Genomic DNA, 17,570 nt, shown 5'->3' with positions numbered 1-17,570 from the left:
TGCCAGCGCCCCGGGCCCCGCGCGGACAGGCCGGGGACGCGGTTGTGCGGTGGGCGGTCGAAGCGGTCGGTGAACGGTGCGCCGAACGGTCGGCCGAGGTGGAGCCCGGGATTCCGGAGCCGCCGCCTCCGTACCGCCGTTCGCCCCGACGGGCGGGCCGGTGAACGCCGGACGGGTGAGCCGCCGTGATGCCTCCTTGACCGCGGGCGGTCCACGTACGTGGATTCATATCTATTAGTAATTAAATGCGACCGCAGGGGCCCGGCATGATCACACGCGCGCGGAAGGTCAATCTGGTCCTCGCGGCCGCCCTCGTCGCGGCCGCGGCGGCCAGTCAGGCCCACGACACGGCCGCGCACCACCGCGTCGGGCGGCCCGGGCCCGCGGCGGCCGCCCGCGGCTTCACCCTCGTCGCCGCCGGCGGCGTCCTGCCGGACAGCTCGGTCCTGGACCGGGCCGCCTCCGACGCGGGAGGCGGCGGATACGACTTCCGGCCGATGCTCGCGGGCGTCCGGCCCGTCGTGTCCGGCGCCGACCTGGCGATCTGTCAGCTGCGGACCGTGTACGACACGGACACCGGCACCGACCGCACCGGCACCTCCGTCCTCAAGACCCCTCCCCAGGTGGCCGATGGCCTCGCCGCCACGGGCTACGACTCCTGCTCCACCGCCTCCAGCCACACCCTGGACGACGGCGCCGACGGCGTCCGGCGCACCCTGGACGCGCTGGACCGCGCGGGCGTGCGGCACGCCGGATCGGCCCGCAGCGCACAGGAGGCGAACGGGGCCACCCTGATGAGGGCGGGCGGCGCCCGGGTCGCCCACCTCGCGTACACCGACGGCACGAACGGGCTCCCGCTCCCGCAGGGGCAACCGTGGGCGGTCGGCCTGGCCGACCCCGCCCGGATCGTCGCGGACGCCCGTGCCGCCCGCGGGGCCGGCGCCGACGTGGTCGTCGTCTCCCTCGACTGGGGCACCGAATGGCAGGACCGGCCGGACGAGCGCCAACTGAGCCTGGCGAGGCGGCTGACCGCCTCCCGCACCGGCGGGCGCCCCGACATCGACCTGATCCTCGGCACCCACGCGCACGTCCCGCAGGCGTACGAGAAGGTCAACGGCACCTGGGTCGTCTACGGCACCGGCGACCAGGTGGCGGGCGAGACGTACAACGACAAGGGCGTCCAGGACCCCCGCGGAGACCAGAGCACCCTCGGCCGCTTCACCTTCTCCCCGCCCGCCCGGGGCTCGCGGCGGTGGGAGGTCACGAAGGCCGAGTTCGTCCCGCTGGCCTTCGACCTCGACGCCGGCCGGGTCGTCGATCTTGACGCCGCGCTGGAGCGGGGCGCCGACGTCGGCGCCGTGCGCGACCGGATCCGTGACGTCGTCCTCGGCCGGGGCGCGGCCCGGGACGGCCTCGTCATGGCCGAGTGACACCGGCCCTGTACCGGTCCGGGCACGCTCCCGGGGCTCGGTCCGGGCACGCTGCCCGGAGCCGGTGACACGGACCCGGCACCGGTCCGGGCGCGCTCCCGGGGCCCGGCGACATGGGTCCCGCACCGGGCCGGGCGCGTCCTACGGCACGACCGTGACCGGCCAGCGGCCCGCCTTCACCAGCCGGATCGCCACCGAACCGACGATCCGGTGCCCGGCCTGCTCGGAGGCCCCGACCACCACGGCGTCCGCCTTCAGCTCGTCCGCGGCGGTGACCAGGCCGTTGTAGGGGTCGCCGCGGACGGTGTGGAACTCCCAGCGCACGTCGAATATGTCCTTCACCCGCTCGGTGGCGTCGCGGATGTACTGCACCAGATCCTCGGCGATCTCGTCGGTCGTCTCCGCGACCGGCACCCCGAGCGCCGCTCCCGCCGCCATCACCGGCTGGACGTAGACCACCGCGAGCAGCGCCCGCTGCCGCCGGGCGAGCCCACCGGCGTACGCCGCGGCGCGCAGTGAGGAGTCGGAGCCGTCCACACCGACGACGATGACCTTGGGACCGTCCGTCCCGCGCTCGAACCGATGCGCGTGCTGCTCTTCCGTCACGGCTGCGAGGCTATCGGAACCCGCTGGTACCCCGGCCGCGGGGGAGCGGCCGAGATCCGCTCGACGGGCGGGGCGCCGCCGCTCTTCCTACAGTCGGAACCATGAGTGCTCCCGTGCAGGCCCGCCCGCCGAAGACCGCCGGCGGTCCGCCACGGCCGCCCGGGAACGACTTCCTCGGCAAGGTCCCCGAAGGCTTCGGGACCTTCTTCGCCGCCATCGGCCTGCTCTGCACCCTGCTCGCCTTCATCCCCCCGCTGCGCGCGCTGCTGCGTCCGGTCGTGCGCTTCCTCGACCTCCTGATCATCCCGGTCAGCGCCAACCTCGCGTACGCCGTCTTCCTCTTCCTGCTCGCCGCCGCGACGGCCGCCCGCAAGAAGATCGCCTGGTGGCTCGTGGTCGTCTACCTCGGCCTGCTCGTCCTGACCGACGTCCTCGGCATCGCCGCCGGCCTGTACGCCGCCTCGATCCCCTCGCTGATCGTCTGCGGGCTCCTGCTCGCGCTGCTGATCGTGGCCCGCCGGGAGTTCTACGCCGACTCGCGCCGCGCGGCCGTACGACGGGCCCTGCTGGTCCTGGTCACCGGGCTCGTCCTGGCGATCCTCCTCGGGTGGGCCCTGGTCGAACTGTTCCCCGGCACCCTGGCGGAGGGCCAGCGGCTGCTGTGGGCCGCCAACCGGGTCTGCGGCGGACTCGTCTCCGGGCGCTCGTTCGACGGCCGTCCGCCGCGCTGGCTGTTCTTCGTCCTCGGCCTGTTCGGCGCCCTCGCCCTGCTCAACGCGGCGGCCGCGCTCTTCCGCTCCCAGCGCCTGGTCGCGGCGCTGCACGGTGACGAGGAGTCCCGGATCCGAGCCCTGCTCCAGGCGTACGGCGGCGACGACTCCCTCGGCTACTTCGCCACCCGCCGCGACAAGGCCGTCGTCTTCTCGCCCAGCGGCAAGGCGGCCGTCACCTACCGCGTCGAGGCCGGGGTGTGCCTCGCCAGCGGGGACCCCGTCGGCGACCGCGAGGCCTGGCCGCACGCGATCGCCGCCTGGCTCGACATCGCACGCCGCTACGCCTGGGCCCCCGCGGCGATGGGCGCCTCGGAGGAGGGCGCCAAGGCGTTCGCCCGCTCCGGGCTCGGCGCCCTGCAGCTCGGCGACGAGGCGATCCTGCACGTCGCCGGCTTCGACCTGTCCGGCCGCGACATGCGCGTCACCCGGCAGGCCGTCAACCGCGTCAAACGATCCGGCGCCACCTGCCGGGTCCGCCGGCACTCCGACCTGTCCGACAGCGAGATGGAGGAGATCGTGGGCCGGGCGGACGCCTGGCGCGACACCGAGACCGAGCGCGGCTTCTCGATGGCCCTCGACCGGCTCGGCGACCCCGAGGACGGCGACTGCCTGCTCGTCGAGGCGATCGGGTCCGACGGCAAGCTCCTCGCGCTGCTGTCCTTCGTGCCCTGGGGCCGCGACGGGATCTCCCTCGACCTCATGCGCCGCGACCGCAGCGCGCCCAACGGAGTCATGGAGTTCATGGTCGCGGAGCTGTGCGCGGTCGCCGGCCGGTTCGGGGTCCGGCGCGTCTCCCTCAACTTCGCGGTGTTCCGCTCCGTCTTCGAGGAGGGGGCCCGCATCGGCGCCGGTCCGGTGCTCAGGCTCTGGCGCAGGCTGCTGCTGTTCTTCTCCCGCTGGTGGCAGCTGGAGGCCCTGTACCGCTCCAACGCCAAGTACCACCCGGAGTGGTACCCGCGCTTCATCTGCTACGGCGACACCGGCGCCCTCGCCCGCATCGGCCTGGCGTCCGCCATCGCCGAGGGCTTCGTCTCGGTGCCCTCGCTGCGCAGTCTGTGGGGCAAGGGGCACGCGAAGGGCGCACCCGCGCCCGCCACGACCGCGGGGCTGCCGTCGCTGGAGGCCCTCGGTCTCGCCGGGCGGGGCGGCGACGGGACCGAGGGCCCCGCTAACGGCGTGTCCGACCAGGTCCGCGTGCGGCACCGCAAACTCGACCGGCTGCGCGCGGAGGGCACCGACCCCTACCCGGTCGGCATCCCGCCGCGCACCCACGTCCTGGCCGACGTCCGCGGCGGCGAGGACGTGACCGTCGCCGGCCGCGTGATGCTCGTACGCGACTTCGGCGGGATCCTCTTCGCCGTGCTGCGCGACTGGTCGGGAGATCTCCAGATCGCCCTCACCCGCGAGGAGTCCGGCGCCGCGCTCGAACGCTTCCGGCAGGTGATCGACATCGGCGACCACATCGGCGCCGACGGTCTCGCGGGCGCGAGCGACACCGGCGAGCCCACGGTCTTCGTCACCGCCTGGCGGCTCACCGCCAAGTGCCTGCACCCGCTGCCCGACAAGCGCAAGGGCCTCGCCGACCCCGAGGCCAAGGTCCGCCGCCGCTACCTCGACCTGGTGTCCAGCCCCGCCGCCCGCGAGGTCGTGCGCGCCCGCTCCACGGCCGTCCAGGCGCTGCGCCAGGGACTGCTCGACCGCGGCTACCTGGAGGTCGAGACCCCGATGCTCCAGCAGATCCACGGCGGAGCGAACGCCCGGCCCTTCACCACCCACATCAACGCCTACGACCTGAACCTCTATCTGCGCATCGCGCCCGAGCTGTACCTCAAGCGGCTGTGCGTCGGCGGCATGGAGAAGGTCTTCGAGATGGGCCGCACCTTCCGCAACGAGGGCGTCTCCTACAAGCACAACCCCGAGTTCACGATGCTGGAGGCGTACCAGGCCTTCGCCGACTACGACGTGATGCTCGACCTCGTCCGCGAGCTGATCCAGGGCGCCGCGACCGCCGCGTTCGGCACCCCGGTCGCGCGCAAGGACGGCGTCGAGTACGACATCTCCGGGGAGTGGCCCGTCAAGACGGTGTACGGCGCGGTCTCCGAGGCGCTGGGCGACGAGATCGACGCCGACACGCCCCTGGAGCGGCTGCTGCGGCTGTGCGACCGCGCGGGCGTGCCGTACACGGCGGACGACGGACGCGGTGACGTCGTCCTGGAGATGTACGAGCGCCTGGTCGAGGAGAAGACGAAGCTCCCCACGTTCTACAAGGACTTCCCGACCGACGTCTCCCCGCTCACCCGGCAGCACCGCACCGACCCGCGGCTGGCCGAACGCTGGGACCTCGTCGCGTTCGGCACGGAACTGGGCACCGCCTACTCGGAGTTGACCGATCCGGTCGAGCAGCGCCGCCGGCTCACCGAGCAGTCGCTGCTGGCCGCCGGGGGAGACCCCGAGGCGATGGAACTGGACGAGGACTTCCTCGACGCGCTCGAGTACGCCATGCCGCCCACCGGCGGGCTCGGGATCGGTGTCGACCGGCTCGTCATGTTCCTCACCGGTCTGACGATCCGTGAAACGCTGCCGTTCCCGCTGGTGCGTCGCCGCTGAATGGTCCGGGCGGGTGCATTCACGGGGCCCTGCGGGTGTCGTTCGGCGTGGCGTCCGTTCCGCCGGGTGACTGATTAATCATGAAAAAGGATCAGCTGTTTACCCGGCGCCGGGCGTTGATCGCCGGCGCCGCTGTCCTGGGAGCGGCCGGGGCGGCGGGCACAGCCCGTGTCCTGACCGACGGCCAAGCCGCGGAGCGGAGCCTGTCGCACTCCGGCCCGCAGGCGTCCCGCGCCCTCAAGCCGTCCGCCTACCGCCTCCAGCCGCTCGCCGGGTACGGTCCGCCGTCGCACGGCGCGCAGTCCCGGACCCTCGTCCGGCACGAGCCCTTCAGCCGGGTGTCCGGGCGCGGCCGCACGATGGTGCTGACCTTCGACGACGGACCCGATCCGCACTACACCCCCGAGATCCTGCGGATCCTGCGCGAGTACGACGTGCACGGCATGTTCTTCGTGTGCGGGCAGATGGCCGCCGTCGGCAAGGACCTGCTGGGCGAGATGGCCGACGGCGGACACGTCGTCGGCAACCACACCTGGAGCCATCCGCTGCTGACCAAGCTCTCGCGCTCCGAGATCCGTTCCGAGATGGAGCGCACCAGCGACGTGATCGAGGACGCCTGCGGCGAGCCGCCGGCCTGGTTCCGCGCGCCGTACGGGGAGTGGAACCGGGCGGCCTACCAGATCGGCGCCGAACTCGGCATGGAACCGATGGCCTGGACGATCGACACGCTCGACTGGTCGAGGCCGGGGACCCGCACGATCGTCGGCACGGTCCAGAAGCAGGCCGCGCCGGGCGTCGTCGTCCTCCAGCACGACGCGGGCGGCGACCGCTCGCAGAGCGTCCAGGCGCTGCGCACCTACCTCCCGCGCCTGCTGGACGCCGGGTACCACATCACGGTGCCGCACCGGAAATACGCCTAGACCCGAGAAGGGCCCCGCGCGCGGTGCGTCGCGGGGCTTTCGGCCGGACCGGCCGCCGGGGGGGGCGAGGAGCCCGGGGGCGGTTCGCGCGTCCGGGCCGGGAACGCTCAGCGCACCTCGGAAAGGCGCGCGAAAACGACCACGTTCCCGTCGTAGCCGTGCTGCTTGGAGAAACCGCCTCCGCACGTGATGACGCGCAATTCCGGGGTCCCCTTGCTGTTGTACACGCGGTCTCCGGGGAAATTGCTCTTCGCGAAGACCTCGATGCCGTAGATCTCGAACACCGCGGTCTTTCCGTCCTTGCGCAGGACCTCGACCTTGTTCCCCTTCTTGAGCGCCCCGAGCCCGTAGAAGACGGCGGGACCCCGCGTGTTGTCGACGTGGCCCACGATCACGGCCGTGCCCTTCTCTCCGGGCGAGACCGCGCCGGTGAACCAGCCGGCGAGATTCGGGTCGTCGGGCGGCGGCGCGTCGACCCATCCGTCGATGTCCAGGCCCACCGGCATCACCGGGGCGTCGACGCGGATGGCGGGGATCCGTACCCGGTCGACCACGGAGTACGGCAGCGCGTCCGGGGTCTTCGCGAACGTGCCGCCCGGCGTGCGGCTGTCCGCCGCGGCCGCCGAGGCCGGCTGCGGGGGGCCCACGTCGAACTCACCGGAACCGTTCCGGATGAGTGCGAGTCCGGTCAGCAGGACAAGCGCTATCACGCCCCAAGGAGCGCGCTTCCGCTGCCGCTCCTCCTCTTCGGCCAGCTCGGACGCAGACATTCGCAATCCCCTCTCGACGCGGCCGTCGCCTCGTCATCCGCGCATATGAGCACGCTAATGGCAGCAGGGCCACCCGGCGACGGGGCGCGGGCGAAAGGGTGGCCGGACGAATCCCCCGTGCGCCATCCGAGTTGCCGTGACCAGGAATTTTCTGACAGTCCGTGACCTGCGGCAATATCCGATTGTGTGGAATTCCTTCGGCGTGTCCTCTCACCAGGACGGACCATTCCCGAAATGCGGCCCCGTGCACGGCATCTGAGGGTCTGACTGGGAGGCGCTTTCTCGCCGATCCACCGGGGACGGTTCCCGGGGCGCCCCCGCGGAGGATCACATGCGTACTACTCGTGCCCTGGCGGTGTCCGCCGCCGCGGTCGCCGCGGTGGGGCTCGCCGCCCCCATGGCCGTGGCGTGGAACACGCCGAGCAACATCGTCGCGACGCCCAGCGTCATCGCCCGCGGCGGACAGCTGACCGTGACGGTCGACGGGTGCCCGCGGGGAGGGACGATGACCTCCCCGGCATTCCCCCAGGCGAGGCTCTCGCCGCTCCTGGGCAGCCGCAACGAGTCGGCCAGCGGTACGGCCACCATCAACCAGGACGCCCGCCCCGGCTCGTACGACATCACCGTCAACTGCGAGGGGACGGGCCCGCTGACCCGTCCTGCCGCCTTCACCGTCATCGGCGGTGTGCGCGGCGGTCTCGGCGGCAGCAGCACCGTCGGTGCCACGCCCACCGACATGGCGATCGGCGGCGGTCTGGTGGCCGCGGCGGCCGTCGGCGGCGGGGTGTTCTGGATGCGGCGCAGGTCGGAGCGGCACATCTGACCGGTCCGCCGGCGGGCGGCCGGTCCCGCCCCCTTCGGAGGCCGGCCGCCCGCCGCGCGGAGCGCGTGTGGCGCCCCTTCGCCCCGGACCCGCCCGGCAGGGCCCTTCGCCCCGGACCCCGTCGGACGGGTGCGGCGAAGGGCCCTGCCGCTCCGTCAGGACTCGTCGGAGGCGGTGCGCCGGCGGGACAGGTACCAGGCCGTGCCGACGGAACCGGCGATGAGCGCCGTTCCCAGCCCGATCTCCTTCAGGTCGAAGCCGCCGACACTGCCGCCGACACCGGCCCGGACGCCCCGCTGCAGGGGCACCGGGGTCGGTGTGACCGGCCGGCGGCCGGCGATGGTGAGACCGGTGGTGCCGCTCGCCCCGCCGCACGAGAACGTCACGTCGTACACGGCCCCGGGTCTGGCGTCCCAGTCGACCGTGGCGGTGGCCGAGGACTGCCCCGGCGGGATGGTGACGGTGTCGAAGACCCCGGAGGTGACCGTCGCGGTTCCCCGGCACCCGCCGTCCCGCTTCAGGAGCAGCGAGACCTGGCCGCCCGCGGCGACGGTCGACGGCTGCACGCTGAAGGCGAACGGGGTGATCGGGGTGAGGCCGTGGTCCCCGTCACCGGCGACGGCGGCGGGTGCGGCGAAGGTCAGGGCGGTCACGCCCAGCAGTGCGGCCGAAGCGACGCGTATCGCGTGCATGTGGTGAGCCTCCAGGTCCCCGAGGAGCCTTGCTGCGGACCTTTTCCGCCTGCGCCAGAAATGCACCTCGACGATCGAAACGCTAGGAAAGGGCGAACAGGGGCGCGATCCCAGTAGCGCGAACGGGGCAATCGTGTGGGCCGTTCGGGGGATGGCGCGCGTGCGGACGGGGGACGGGCCCGGCGTGGCGCCCGCCCCCGTCCGTCAGGAGCCCCTCCAGGGTGGCCTTCCGGGGGCGCGTCAGCCGGGAAGCTGCGGGAACAGCGTCGTGAAGGGTTCCGCCGACGCCGTCATCCCGCGGCTGTAGGGCGAGTCGAAGTCCCAGATCAGGAAGAGCAGGAAGGCGATCAGGGCGGAGAACAGCCCCGCCAGGACCAGTTCCCGGGCGGTGCGCCGGATCTGCAGCGCGAAGATCATCCCGACCGTGACCACGGCGCCGGTGATGAGCCCGAACCACACCACCCCCGGCATGGTCGCCCCCGTGGAGTCGGCGCGGGCGCTGCGCGCGGTGTCGGCCGCCGTCACCTGGTCGAGGAGCGGCTGGTAGGCCTGCGCCTCGAAGTCCGACTTCGGCTCGTAGTCGGTGACGTCCTGCCGGACCCGGTCGAGGAGCCGGCCGCCCTCGTCGGTCACCCGGCCCTGCTCCTCCATCGTCCTCCACTCGGTGGTGACCACGTGGTGGACGTAACGGTCGACGTCGCCGCGGATCCGGTCGCGGACGTCGGGCGGGTAGACCCGGACCCGTTCGGAGATCTCGTGCAGGGCCTGCGCCTCCGTCTGCACCTGGTCCTGGGCGGCGCCGCGGGCCTCCCAGACCCCGGCGATGGCCAGACCGAGGACGATGGCGTACACCACGCCGATCATCATCGTCATGTACTCGATGACGTCCGGCGTCTCGGTGGGGTCCTCGTCCTCGCGGGCCCTGCGATGGCGCAGAAGGGTCACGACGAGGACCACGAGGCACGCGGCCGCCATCGCGAGGGCGAGAACAAGCCAATCCGACACAGTGTGCCTCCAGGGGTCAGCGCGGGCGCAGCGCCGCGACGGCGAGCACCGCGGGCGCGGTGATGAGCAGGGTGAACGAGACCAGTGACGGACCGCCGCGCGGCGCGTGCTTGTGCGGCGGGGTGCGGTACGCCGGATAACTGACCGGAACCGGCGGCGGGGCGGGACGCGCGCTCGGTGTCGGCGTGGGCTTCGGCGTGGGTCTCGGCGCCGCGGCCGGAGCCGGCCGCGGCGGCAGGGGCCTCGGCTTCGGCGGCGGCGGAGGCGGCGGCGGGGGTGGAGGCGGAGGCGGAGGCGGTGGAGGCGGTGGTGCGGGCTTCGGCGCGCGGGTGGGCGGCGGGGGCGGCTTCGGGGCGGGTTCCGGCTTCGGTTTCGGCTTCGGCGGCGGCTCGGCGGCCGGTGGGACCGGCGTCGGCGTCGGCGTCGGCGGGCAGGGCGGGGTCGGCGTCGGGGACGGGCACGGGACGGCGTGTCCGGCGACGGCGACCGCCCCGTAGCCCGCCACGGCCACCGCGGTGGTCCCCTCGCCGTCCAGGCCCGTGGAGGCGTACGCGCAGGCGTCGGCCGAGGCCGTTCCGCTCGGCGCGCCGACGAGTAACCAGGTGAGCGCCGTCAGCGCCAGTACCCGTATGACGAGGGCGGATCGGGTCCGCTGGGGTGCGTGCACGACGGAGATCATGGGGCGCCAAGGGCCGGGTCGCGCCGAAGTGTCCTGGATTGGCCACGAATTGGGTACCCCCGGCCTCCGGTGGCTTGACGTGCGTGGCCGGGAAGCGCGGGTGTTGATCGAAAGCGTGTGCGACACCCGTCGAACGCGTCACGGTCTTCCGAAAGAAATTTGAAGCACCTTTGAACGCTCCCGCACCTCTCGCCCGTACCTAGGGCCATGCGTGGCGCTGCAGGGCGCTGCAACACTATGCGAACAGCGGGAGTTACCAATGAAGACCTCCTGGCGGAGCGCCTCACTCGTAGCGTCAGCTGCGGCCGTGCTGGCGCTCACGACGGCGTGTGGTCAGGAAAATGGCAACGCTGCGTCCACGGGTGCCCAGAACGTGGGTGCCACCGCGGCGGCGGGCGGCTACGGGACCAGCACCACCGCCGGTGCGGGCAACGGCTACGGAGCCGACTCCAAGGACGAGGCCGCCGCCAAGCCGGAAGCCGCGGGCAAGCTGGCCGTGGCGGAGAACGCCAAGGTCGGCAAGGTGCTGACCGACGGCGCCGGATTCACCCTCTACCGCTTCGACAAGGACACCGCCGAGCCGCCGAAGTCGAGTTGTGACGGAGACTGCGCGAAGGCCTGGCCGCCGGTGCCCGCCGAGGGTGCCGAGGCCGCCGTCGGCGTCGACAAGGCGCTGCTCGGCGAGGTCACCCGGACCGACGGCACGAAGCAGCTGACCGTCGGCGGCTGGCCCATGTACCGGTACGCCAAGGACACCAAGGCCGGTGACGCCAACGGCCAGGACGTGGGCGGCACGTGGTTCGCCTCGGCGCCCGACGGCAAGAAGGCCACGCTGGCCTCCCTCCCCGGTCTGTCGGTCCGCAAGGACCCGAAGCTCGGCGACATCATCGTCGACAAGAACGGCATGACGGTCTACCGCTTCGCGAAGGACCAGGCCTGGCCCGTCTCGAAGTCCGCCTGCACGGGCGCCTGCCTGGAGAAGTGGCCCGCGGTCGCCCCGGTCTCCGAGGACGACACCAAGGGCATCAAGAAGAAGGGCCTGATGCCCTTCACCCGCCCCGACGGCGTGAAGCAGATGTCGGTCAACTGCTGGCCGATCTACACCTTCTCCGGCGACAGCGCTCCCGGCGACACCAACGGTCAGGGCGTGGGCGGCACGTGGTACGCCGTCTCGCCCGACGGAAAGACGGTCGGCGCGGCCAAGTAGGGCCTCAACACCCCACGGTTGCAAGCAGGGCATCGACACCCCACGGTCGACCGCCCACCCGAACGAAAGCGCCGCCCAGGGTCCGCCCCCTCCGCCGGAGGGGGCGGACCCTTGTGCGTCCCCTCCGGCGCGGGCGGAGCGTTCCGGCCGCGCCGGAACGTGAAAGATCCGGGCTCCGGCCCGGATGTGAAAGAACGTCCGGGCCCGGTCCGGTACTTGGCCACGCTTCGTGACCTCCCGGAGCTTTTTGGAATGCTTCGGAACGATTTCGCGTGGGCGGTGAGTGGCGTGCGCGGTATACGTTCGCAGTTGCCAATTCGGCACGTGCCTAAGGCAGTGACCGGGAACGGATGGTCAATTTCCGGTTCAGCTCGCTCCTTTGGCGAGCGATCAGTAGCCTCAGCTCGAACACCGGATCGTCCGTGCCGTCGCCTACGCCTTGGAGAGATAGATGGAGCGTCCCGCCTGGGCCCCTCGCAGCATTGACATCTCAGTGCCGAGCGTGTCCCGGATATACGACTACTACCTGGGCGGTTCGCACAACTTCGAGGTCGACCGGGAAGCGGCGCGCAAGGCGATGGAGTTCATGCCGGGCCTTCCCAAGATCATGCAGGCGAACCGGGCGTTCATGCGCCGGGCCGTCCGCCACGCGGCCGGCGAGGGCATCGACCAGTTCCTCGACATCGGCTCCGGCATCCCGACGTTCGGCAACGTCCACGAGATCGCCCAGGCCGCCCGGCCCGGCGCGCGGGTCGTCTACGTCGACCACGACCCGGTTGCCGTCGCACACAGCCAAGCCGTCCTGCAGGAGAACGAGGACGCCGACGTCGTCGCCGCGGACCTGCTCAAGCCCCAGGAAATCCTGGTGAGTCACCAGGTTCAGCGGCTGATCGACCTGAAGAGGCCGGTCGCACTGCTTCTCGTTGCCATACTTCACTTCGTGGAAGACGCGGACAACCCGTACCGGGCGGTGGCCGAACTGCGCGACGCCCTCGCGCCGGGAAGCATGCTCGTCGTCACGCACGCCTCGTTCGAGGGAATTCCGCTCCCCCGGGAGCAGGCCGAGGGCACGGTCGACGTCTACAAGGACATCCGCAACCCGCTGATCATGCGCACGCGCGAGGAGATCGCGCGGTTCTTCGAGGGGTACGACATGGTGGAACCCGGACTGGTGCCGATGCCGGAATGGCGGCCCGACACGGCACCCGAGGACGAGGATCCCTATTCCTTCTCCGGGTTCGGCGGCGTGGGACGCAAGGCGTGAGCGCCGAGCCGGACGGGCCGGAGGACAGACTGCGCCGGTTCGCGACGATCTGGAGCCGCGCGGTCTTCCCCGTCACCTCCACCTCGCTGACCCGGCCGGAGTTCGAGGAACAACTGCTGCCGCTCGCGAGGCGGTTGAGCGAGGCCCTGCGGGCCAGGACCTTCGAGGCCGCCCAGGGGCGCAGCGTCGGCGCGGCGCTCGTCGCCGCGCACTGCACCGACCCCGAGGCACTCAGCCGGGCCCTCGACTGCGTCGACGCCTATCTGGTGCTCTACTGCGGCGAGGACGGCCCGAAGGAGGCGCTGCGGACCCGCTCCGCACGGCTCCAGCACGCCATGGCCGCCGGATACGCCGAGGCGCTGCGCGAGCGCACGCTCACCGAGCAGCAGGCCATCTCGCGGGCCGCGTTGACCGCGCGCAGCGCCGTCGCCGAGGCGCTGCACGACAGCGAGGCCCGCTTCCGCGCGGTGTTCGAGGGCGCGGCCATAGGCATCGGCATCGCCGACCTCGAAGGCAACATCCTCCAGTGCAACGGAGCCCTGCTGCGGATGTTCGGCGGCTCCGAGCAGACCATGCGCGGCCGCAAGGTCACCGAGTGGACGCACGCCGAGGACGCTCCTCAAGTATGGCGGCTGTACGAGGAGTTGGTGCGCGGCGAGCGCGAGCACTACCACGTCGAGAAGGCGTTCTACCGCCCCGACGGCACCGCCCTGTGGACCAACCTGACGGTCTCCCTGCTGCGCGACGCGGACGGTGAACCCCAGTACCAGCTGGCGCTGATGGAGGACACGACCGAGCGGCGGCTGCTCAATCTGCGGCTGCGCTACGAGGCGACCCACGACGCGCTCACCGGACTGCCCAACCGGACCCTGTTCTTCGAGCGCCTGGAGAAGGCGCTGGCCGCGGGGGAGGGACAGCGCTTCGGGCTCTGCTACCTCGACCTCGACGGCTTCAAGACCATCAACGACAGCCTCGGGCACGCGGCCGGCGACCGGCTGCTCGTCGAGGTCGCCGACCGTCTCCAGTCCTGCGCGACCGCCCCCGGCGAGATGGTCGCCCGGCTCGGCGGCGACGAGTTCGTGGCCCTCACCACCGGCCCGGACACCGAGCGCGGGGTCGACGAACTGGCGGGGCGCATCATGAACGCGCTCGTCACCCCGGTCAGCATCGACGGCCGTGACCTGACCGTGCGGGGCAGCGTCGGCGTCGTCGAGGGCCCGGCCGGGGAGCGCGGCGCCGCCGAGGTGCTGCGCAGCGCCGACATCACGATGTACCGGGCCAAGTCCGCGGGCGGCAACCGCTTCGAGCTGGCCGATCCCGAGGCCGACGCCCGCGCCATCACCCGCAACGGACTCACCACCGCGCTCCCCGCGGCCCTGGACCGGGGCGAGTTCTTCATCGAGTACCAGCCACTGGTGCACCTCGGCGACGGCAGCGTGCGGGGCGCGGAGGCGCTGGTGCGCTGGCTGCACCCGCAGCACGGCGTCCTCGGGCCCGACCGTTTCATCCCGCTCGCCGAGCACACCGGGCTGATCGTGCCGCTCGGCCGCTGGGTCCTGGAGCAGTCGGTGCGCCAGGCCCGCAGCTGGCAGGAACGGAACTCCGACGCGGGCCCGCTGCGGGTCAACGTCAACCTCTCGCCGTGCCAGCTGACCCATCCCGGTCTGGTCCAGGACACGGTCGACATCCTGGAGCGCGAGGGGCTCGACGCCCAGGCGCTGTGCCTGGAGGTCACCGAGTCCGCGCTGATCGGCGCGGACGACGACCTGCTCAAGCCGCTGCGCAGGCTCGCCGAGATGGGCGTCGACATCGCGCTCGACGACTTCGGCACCGGCTACTCGAACCTGGCCAACCTCCGCCGGCTGCCGGTCAGCATCCTCAAGCTGGACCGGTCCTTCACCCAGGGCATGCAGCAGTTCCCGGCGGACCCGGTCGACCTGAAGATCGTCGAGGGCATCGTCTCCCTCGCCCACAGCCTCGACCTGGCGGTCACGGTCGAGGGCGTGGAGACCGGCGCCCAGGCCGAACAACTGCGGATCCTGGGCTGCGACACCGCCCAGGGCTGGTACTACGCCCGTCCGGGCCCGCCGGAGCGGCTGCACGAGCTGGCGCTGGTCGACGCGGTCGGCTGAACACCTCCGCGTGGGCGCGGCTCCCGGCCCGGGAGCCGTGCCCGCGCCCCGTGCCCGGCCCGCCGCGTCCGCCGGCCGGTGCCCGCCACCGGTCCCGGCGGCTCACGGGACGCCTCGCGCGTCCTGCCTTCCGTATGTCTCACTGGCAGAAGTGAGCGCATCCCCCACACATGGAGCTGAGACGGATGAGCAGCGGACTTCAGGGCAGGACGGCCGTGGTCACCGGAGCGAGCAAGGGCATCGGGCTCGCGGTCACCGAGGCACTGGCCGGGGCGGGTGCGACGGTGGTCGCCGGCTCCCGCGGCACCTCCGCGGGCCTGGACGCCCTGGTGAGGCGGGGGAGCGTGACCTGGGTGCCGGTCGACCTCGCCGAACCCGACGCCGCGGCCAGGCTGGTCGAGGCGGCGGACGGCCGGATCGACGTCCTGGTCAACAACGTGGGTACGGCGCCCGCGCGCACCGGTGGCTTCCTGTCGGTCACCGACGAGGAATGGCGGCGCACCCTCGACCTGAACCTGCTCACGGCCGTACGGGCCACCCGTGCGGCCCTGCCGTCGATGCTGGCCGCCGGTGCGGGCTCGGTCGTGACGATCGCCTCCGTCAACGCCACCCTGCCGGACCCCTTGGTCATCGACTACAGCGCGGGGAAGGCGGCCCTGGTCGCGTTCTCCAAGGCGCTGTCCAAGGAGGTCGGCCCGAAGGGCATCCGCGTCAACACGGTGAGCCCCGGGCCGGTGGAGACCGATCTGTGGCTCGGCGACGGGGGAGTGGCCGAGACGGTCTCGGCCGTCGTCGGGGCCGCCCCCGGCGACGTGGTCGCGAAGGCTTCCGCCGCGACCGTCACCGGCCGCTTCTCCCAGCCGTCCGAGGTGGCCGAGCTGGTCCTCTTCCTCGCCGGGGACGGCGCGCGCAACATCACCGGCAGCGACTTCGTCATCGACGGCGGGCTCATCCCGACCTGGTGACCCCCGCGGCCCGCCGTCAGCGTTCCAGCAGCATCCGCTGGAGTTCCCGGGCCGCCCGGGGCGGTGCCACGTCGCTGCGGTGCGCCAGCGCGATGGTCCGTTCGAGTCCGGGCGGGGCGAGCGGTGTCACCCGCAGCCCCGACCCGGACCGCGCGGCCACCATGCGCGGTACGACGGCCACGCCGAGGCCCGCCCGGACGAAGCCCAGAACCGCGTCCATCTCACCGCCCTCGACCGTGAAGTCGGGCTCGAAGCCCTCGGCACGACAGGCGGCCACGGTCAGTTCCCGCAGGTCGTAGCCGTGCCGGAACATCACCAGGCGTTCGCCCTCCAGATCGGCGACACGCACCGTGCGCCGGCTGCCGCCGCCGGGCGCCGGGGCCTCGGGCGAGGACACCACCACCAGGTCCTCGCGCAGCAGCTCCACCGTGGTCAGCGCGGGGGAGGGGGTGGGCAGGGGCAGGACGACCAGGGCGAGGTCGAGGGCGCCGCGCGCGAGTTCCCGTACGAGGTCGTGGGAGCCGCCCTCCTCGATCAGCAGCCGGATGCCCGGATAGCGGTCGTGGAAGGCGCGCAGCACGTCGGGCAGCAGGCCGGTGCACAGGCTCGGGGTCGCGCCGAGCCGCACCCGGCCGCTGTGCAGCTGGGCCAGCTCCTGCACCTCGTACCGGGCCGTGTCCGCGTCGGCGAGGATGCGCCGGGCCAGCGGCAGCAGCGCCTCTCCCGCGTCGGTGAGCGTGATGTTCCCGCGCGCCCGCAGGAACAGATCGGCCCCCAGTTCCCGCTCCAGCGCCTTGATCTGCTGGGACAGCGAGGGCTGCGCGACATGCACCAGGTCGGCGGCCCGGGTGAAGTGCCGGGTCTCCGCGACGGCCACGAAGTACTGGAGCTGTTGGAACTGCACCTTCCGACGATAGCTCACTCCTATGGAAACCAGCCGCTTCATGTCTTGGACCGATCGGGACCATCGGCCCTACCGTCGGGTCCCATGGCTCTGGCAACGCGGACGGACCGACGGCCGTCCATGGCACGCACCGTGTGGGACTCCACCGTCGGCAAGAAGACCGTGATGGCGGTCAGCGGGCTGATCATGCTGCTGTACCTGGTCGCCCACATGATCGGGAACCTGAAGATCTACTTCGGCGCGGGGGAGTTCAACCACTACGCCCACTGGCTGCGCACCATCGGCGAACCGTTCATGCACTACGAGTGGACGCTGTGGCTCGTCCGCGTGGTCCTGGTCGTCGCCGTGGTCGCGCACGCCACCTCCGCGTACCAGCTCAGCCGACGCGACATCAAGGCCCGGCCCGGCAAGTACGTGCACAAGAAGCGCGGCGCGAGCTACGCCACCCGCACCATGCGCTGGGGCGGGGTCATCCTCGGCCTGTTCGTCGTCTGGCACCTCCTCGACCTGACCACCGGCACCGTGCACTCCGGCGGCTTCCAGGAGGGCCACCCGTACCAGAACGTCGTGGACACCTTCTCCACCTGGTACGGCAACGTCGTCTACATCGTCGCGATGCTGGCGCTCGGCCTGCACATCCGGCACGGCTTCTGGAGCGCCGCCCAGACCCTCGGGGCCGGCGGCCGCACCCGCGACCGCGCCCTCAAGACCGTCGCCAACGTCCTCGCACTGCTGCTCACGGCGGGCTTCATCGCCGTACCCGTGGGCGTCATGACCGGAGTGGTGAGCTGAA

At 72.3% G+C, this 17,570-nt stretch carries 15 protein-coding genes; 9 read left to right on the top strand and 6 right to left on the bottom strand.

Going from position 1 to position 17,570, the window contains the following annotated elements:
* The first annotated feature begins 266 nt into the window (after nt 1-266).
* On the top strand, nt 267-1,430 hold the full coding sequence (locus ACICHK_RS06890; RefSeq protein WP_406836211.1) for a CapA family protein: 1,164 nt from the start codon (nt 267-269) through the stop codon (nt 1,428-1,430).
* 141 nt (nt 1,431-1,571) lie between these two features.
* Here ACICHK_RS06890 and ACICHK_RS06885 read toward each other — a convergent pair whose 3' ends face one another.
* Complete coding sequence (locus ACICHK_RS06885; RefSeq protein ID WP_406836210.1) at nt 1,572-2,036, bottom strand: universal stress protein; 465 nt, start codon at nt 2,034-2,036, stop codon at nt 1,572-1,574.
* A 101-nt stretch (nt 2,037-2,137) separates the two neighbouring features.
* Between ACICHK_RS06885 and lysX the strand changes: the two genes are divergently transcribed.
* Both lysX and ACICHK_RS06875 read left to right on the top strand, forming a co-directional pair.
* A complete protein-coding gene (lysX, locus tag ACICHK_RS06880; protein WP_406836209.1) occupies nt 2,138-5,416 on the top strand; it encodes a bifunctional lysylphosphatidylglycerol synthetase/lysine--tRNA ligase LysX in 3,279 nt (1,092 codons plus the stop codon).
* An 80-nt stretch (nt 5,417-5,496) separates the two neighbouring features.
* Nucleotides 5,497-6,336, top strand: a complete 840-nt coding sequence (locus ACICHK_RS06875; RefSeq protein ID WP_406836208.1) for a polysaccharide deacetylase family protein — start codon at nt 5,497-5,499, stop codon at nt 6,334-6,336.
* A gap of 107 nt (nt 6,337-6,443) precedes the next feature.
* Here ACICHK_RS06875 and ACICHK_RS06870 read toward each other — a convergent pair whose 3' ends face one another.
* Entirely contained in the window at nt 6,444-7,106 is a 663-nt protein-coding gene (locus ACICHK_RS06870) for a class F sortase (RefSeq protein WP_406836207.1), read from the bottom strand.
* 331 nt (nt 7,107-7,437) lie between these two features.
* Here ACICHK_RS06870 and ACICHK_RS06865 point away from each other — a divergent pair, with 331 nt between their 5' ends.
* A complete protein-coding gene (locus tag ACICHK_RS06865; RefSeq protein ID WP_406836206.1) occupies nt 7,438-7,929 on the top strand; it encodes a hypothetical protein in 492 nt (163 codons plus the stop codon).
* Nucleotides 7,930-8,084: 155 nt separating this feature from the next.
* On the opposite strand, the gene ACICHK_RS06860 is transcribed toward ACICHK_RS06865, so the two are convergent.
* The 3 genes from ACICHK_RS06860 to ACICHK_RS06850 all read right to left on the bottom strand — a co-directional run bounded on the left by ACICHK_RS06860 (nt 8,085) and on the right by ACICHK_RS06850 (nt 10,293).
* Nucleotides 8,085-8,621 carry a hypothetical protein gene (locus ACICHK_RS06860; RefSeq protein ID WP_406836205.1) on the bottom strand — a complete coding sequence of 179 codons (537 nt, stop codon included), beginning with the start codon at nt 8,619-8,621 and terminating at the stop codon, nt 8,085-8,087.
* Between the two features lie 240 nt (nt 8,622-8,861).
* Nucleotides 8,862-9,626: a hypothetical protein gene (locus ACICHK_RS06855; protein ID WP_406836204.1), complete on the bottom strand. Its 765-nt coding sequence runs from the start codon at nt 9,624-9,626 to the stop codon at nt 8,862-8,864.
* A gap of 16 nt (nt 9,627-9,642) precedes the next feature.
* A complete protein-coding gene (locus tag ACICHK_RS06850) occupies nt 9,643-10,293 on the bottom strand; it encodes a hypothetical protein (RefSeq protein ID WP_406836203.1) in 651 nt (216 codons plus the stop codon).
* A 271-nt stretch (nt 10,294-10,564) separates the two neighbouring features.
* Between ACICHK_RS06850 and ACICHK_RS06845 the strand changes: the two genes are divergently transcribed.
* The 4 genes from ACICHK_RS06845 to ACICHK_RS06830 all read left to right on the top strand — a co-directional run bounded on the left by ACICHK_RS06845 (nt 10,565) and on the right by ACICHK_RS06830 (nt 15,873).
* Nucleotides 10,565-11,512, top strand: coding sequence for an SCO0930 family lipoprotein (locus ACICHK_RS06845; RefSeq protein WP_151474598.1), 948 nt, complete (start codon nt 10,565-10,567; stop codon nt 11,510-11,512).
* Nucleotides 11,513-11,963: 451 nt separating this feature from the next.
* Nucleotides 11,964-12,776, top strand: a complete 813-nt coding sequence (locus ACICHK_RS06840) for an SAM-dependent methyltransferase (protein WP_406836202.1) — start codon at nt 11,964-11,966, stop codon at nt 12,774-12,776.
* Nucleotides 12,773-14,908, top strand: a complete 2,136-nt coding sequence (locus ACICHK_RS06835) for a putative bifunctional diguanylate cyclase/phosphodiesterase (protein WP_406836201.1) — start codon at nt 12,773-12,775, stop codon at nt 14,906-14,908. Before ACICHK_RS06840 ends, ACICHK_RS06835 begins: the two co-directional genes overlap by 4 nt.
* Nucleotides 14,909-15,093: 185 nt before the next feature.
* Nucleotides 15,094-15,873, top strand: coding sequence for an SDR family NAD(P)-dependent oxidoreductase (locus ACICHK_RS06830; protein ID WP_406836200.1), 780 nt, complete (start codon nt 15,094-15,096; stop codon nt 15,871-15,873).
* A gap of 16 nt (nt 15,874-15,889) precedes the next feature.
* Here the strand turns inward: ACICHK_RS06830 and ACICHK_RS06825 are convergent, their stop codons facing one another.
* Nucleotides 15,890-16,777 (bottom strand): LysR family transcriptional regulator, encoded by an 888-nt coding sequence (locus ACICHK_RS06825; RefSeq protein WP_406836199.1) that lies wholly within the window; start codon nt 16,775-16,777, stop codon nt 15,890-15,892.
* A gap of 120 nt (nt 16,778-16,897) precedes the next feature.
* Here ACICHK_RS06825 and ACICHK_RS06820 point away from each other — a divergent pair, with 120 nt between their 5' ends.
* Nucleotides 16,898-17,569 carry a succinate dehydrogenase gene (locus ACICHK_RS06820; RefSeq protein WP_151467422.1) on the top strand — a complete coding sequence of 224 codons (672 nt, stop codon included), beginning with the start codon at nt 16,898-16,900 and terminating at the stop codon, nt 17,567-17,569.
* Nucleotide 17,570: the final 1 nt, after the last annotated feature.

Source organism: Streptomyces sp. AHU1 (assembly GCF_045343905.1).
GTDB classification, from domain to species: Bacteria; Actinomycetota; Actinomycetes; order Streptomycetales; family Streptomycetaceae; genus Streptomyces; species Streptomyces triticiradicis.
Note: the sequence above shows the minus strand (reverse complement) of the source record. Positions and strands in the feature narration are given on the sequence as shown.

Excerpts from the sequence above, each read along its gene's own strand:
- ACICHK_RS06890 (WP_406836211.1), top strand. The coding sequence starts at position 267 with ATGATCACACGCGCGCGGAAGGTCAATCTGGTCCTCGCGGCCGCCCTC.
- lysX (WP_406836209.1), top strand. The coding sequence starts at position 2,138 with ATGAGTGCTCCCGTGCAGGCCCGCCCGCCGAAGACCGCCGGCGGTCCG.
- ACICHK_RS06875 (WP_406836208.1), top strand. The coding sequence starts at position 5,497 with ATGAAAAAGGATCAGCTGTTTACCCGGCGCCGGGCGTTGATCGCCGGC.
- ACICHK_RS06870 (WP_406836207.1), bottom strand. The coding sequence starts at position 7,106 with ATGTCTGCGTCCGAGCTGGCCGAAGAGGAGGAGCGGCAGCGGAAGCGC.
- ACICHK_RS06865 (WP_406836206.1), top strand. The coding sequence starts at position 7,438 with ATGCGTACTACTCGTGCCCTGGCGGTGTCCGCCGCCGCGGTCGCCGCG.
- ACICHK_RS06860 (WP_406836205.1), bottom strand. The coding sequence starts at position 8,621 with ATGCACGCGATACGCGTCGCTTCGGCCGCACTGCTGGGCGTGACCGCC.
- ACICHK_RS06845 (WP_151474598.1), top strand. The coding sequence starts at position 10,565 with ATGAAGACCTCCTGGCGGAGCGCCTCACTCGTAGCGTCAGCTGCGGCC.
- ACICHK_RS06840 (WP_406836202.1), top strand. The coding sequence starts at position 11,964 with ATGGAGCGTCCCGCCTGGGCCCCTCGCAGCATTGACATCTCAGTGCCG.
- ACICHK_RS06830 (WP_406836200.1), top strand. The coding sequence starts at position 15,094 with ATGAGCAGCGGACTTCAGGGCAGGACGGCCGTGGTCACCGGAGCGAGC.
- ACICHK_RS06820 (WP_151467422.1), top strand. The coding sequence starts at position 16,898 with ATGGCACGCACCGTGTGGGACTCCACCGTCGGCAAGAAGACCGTGATG.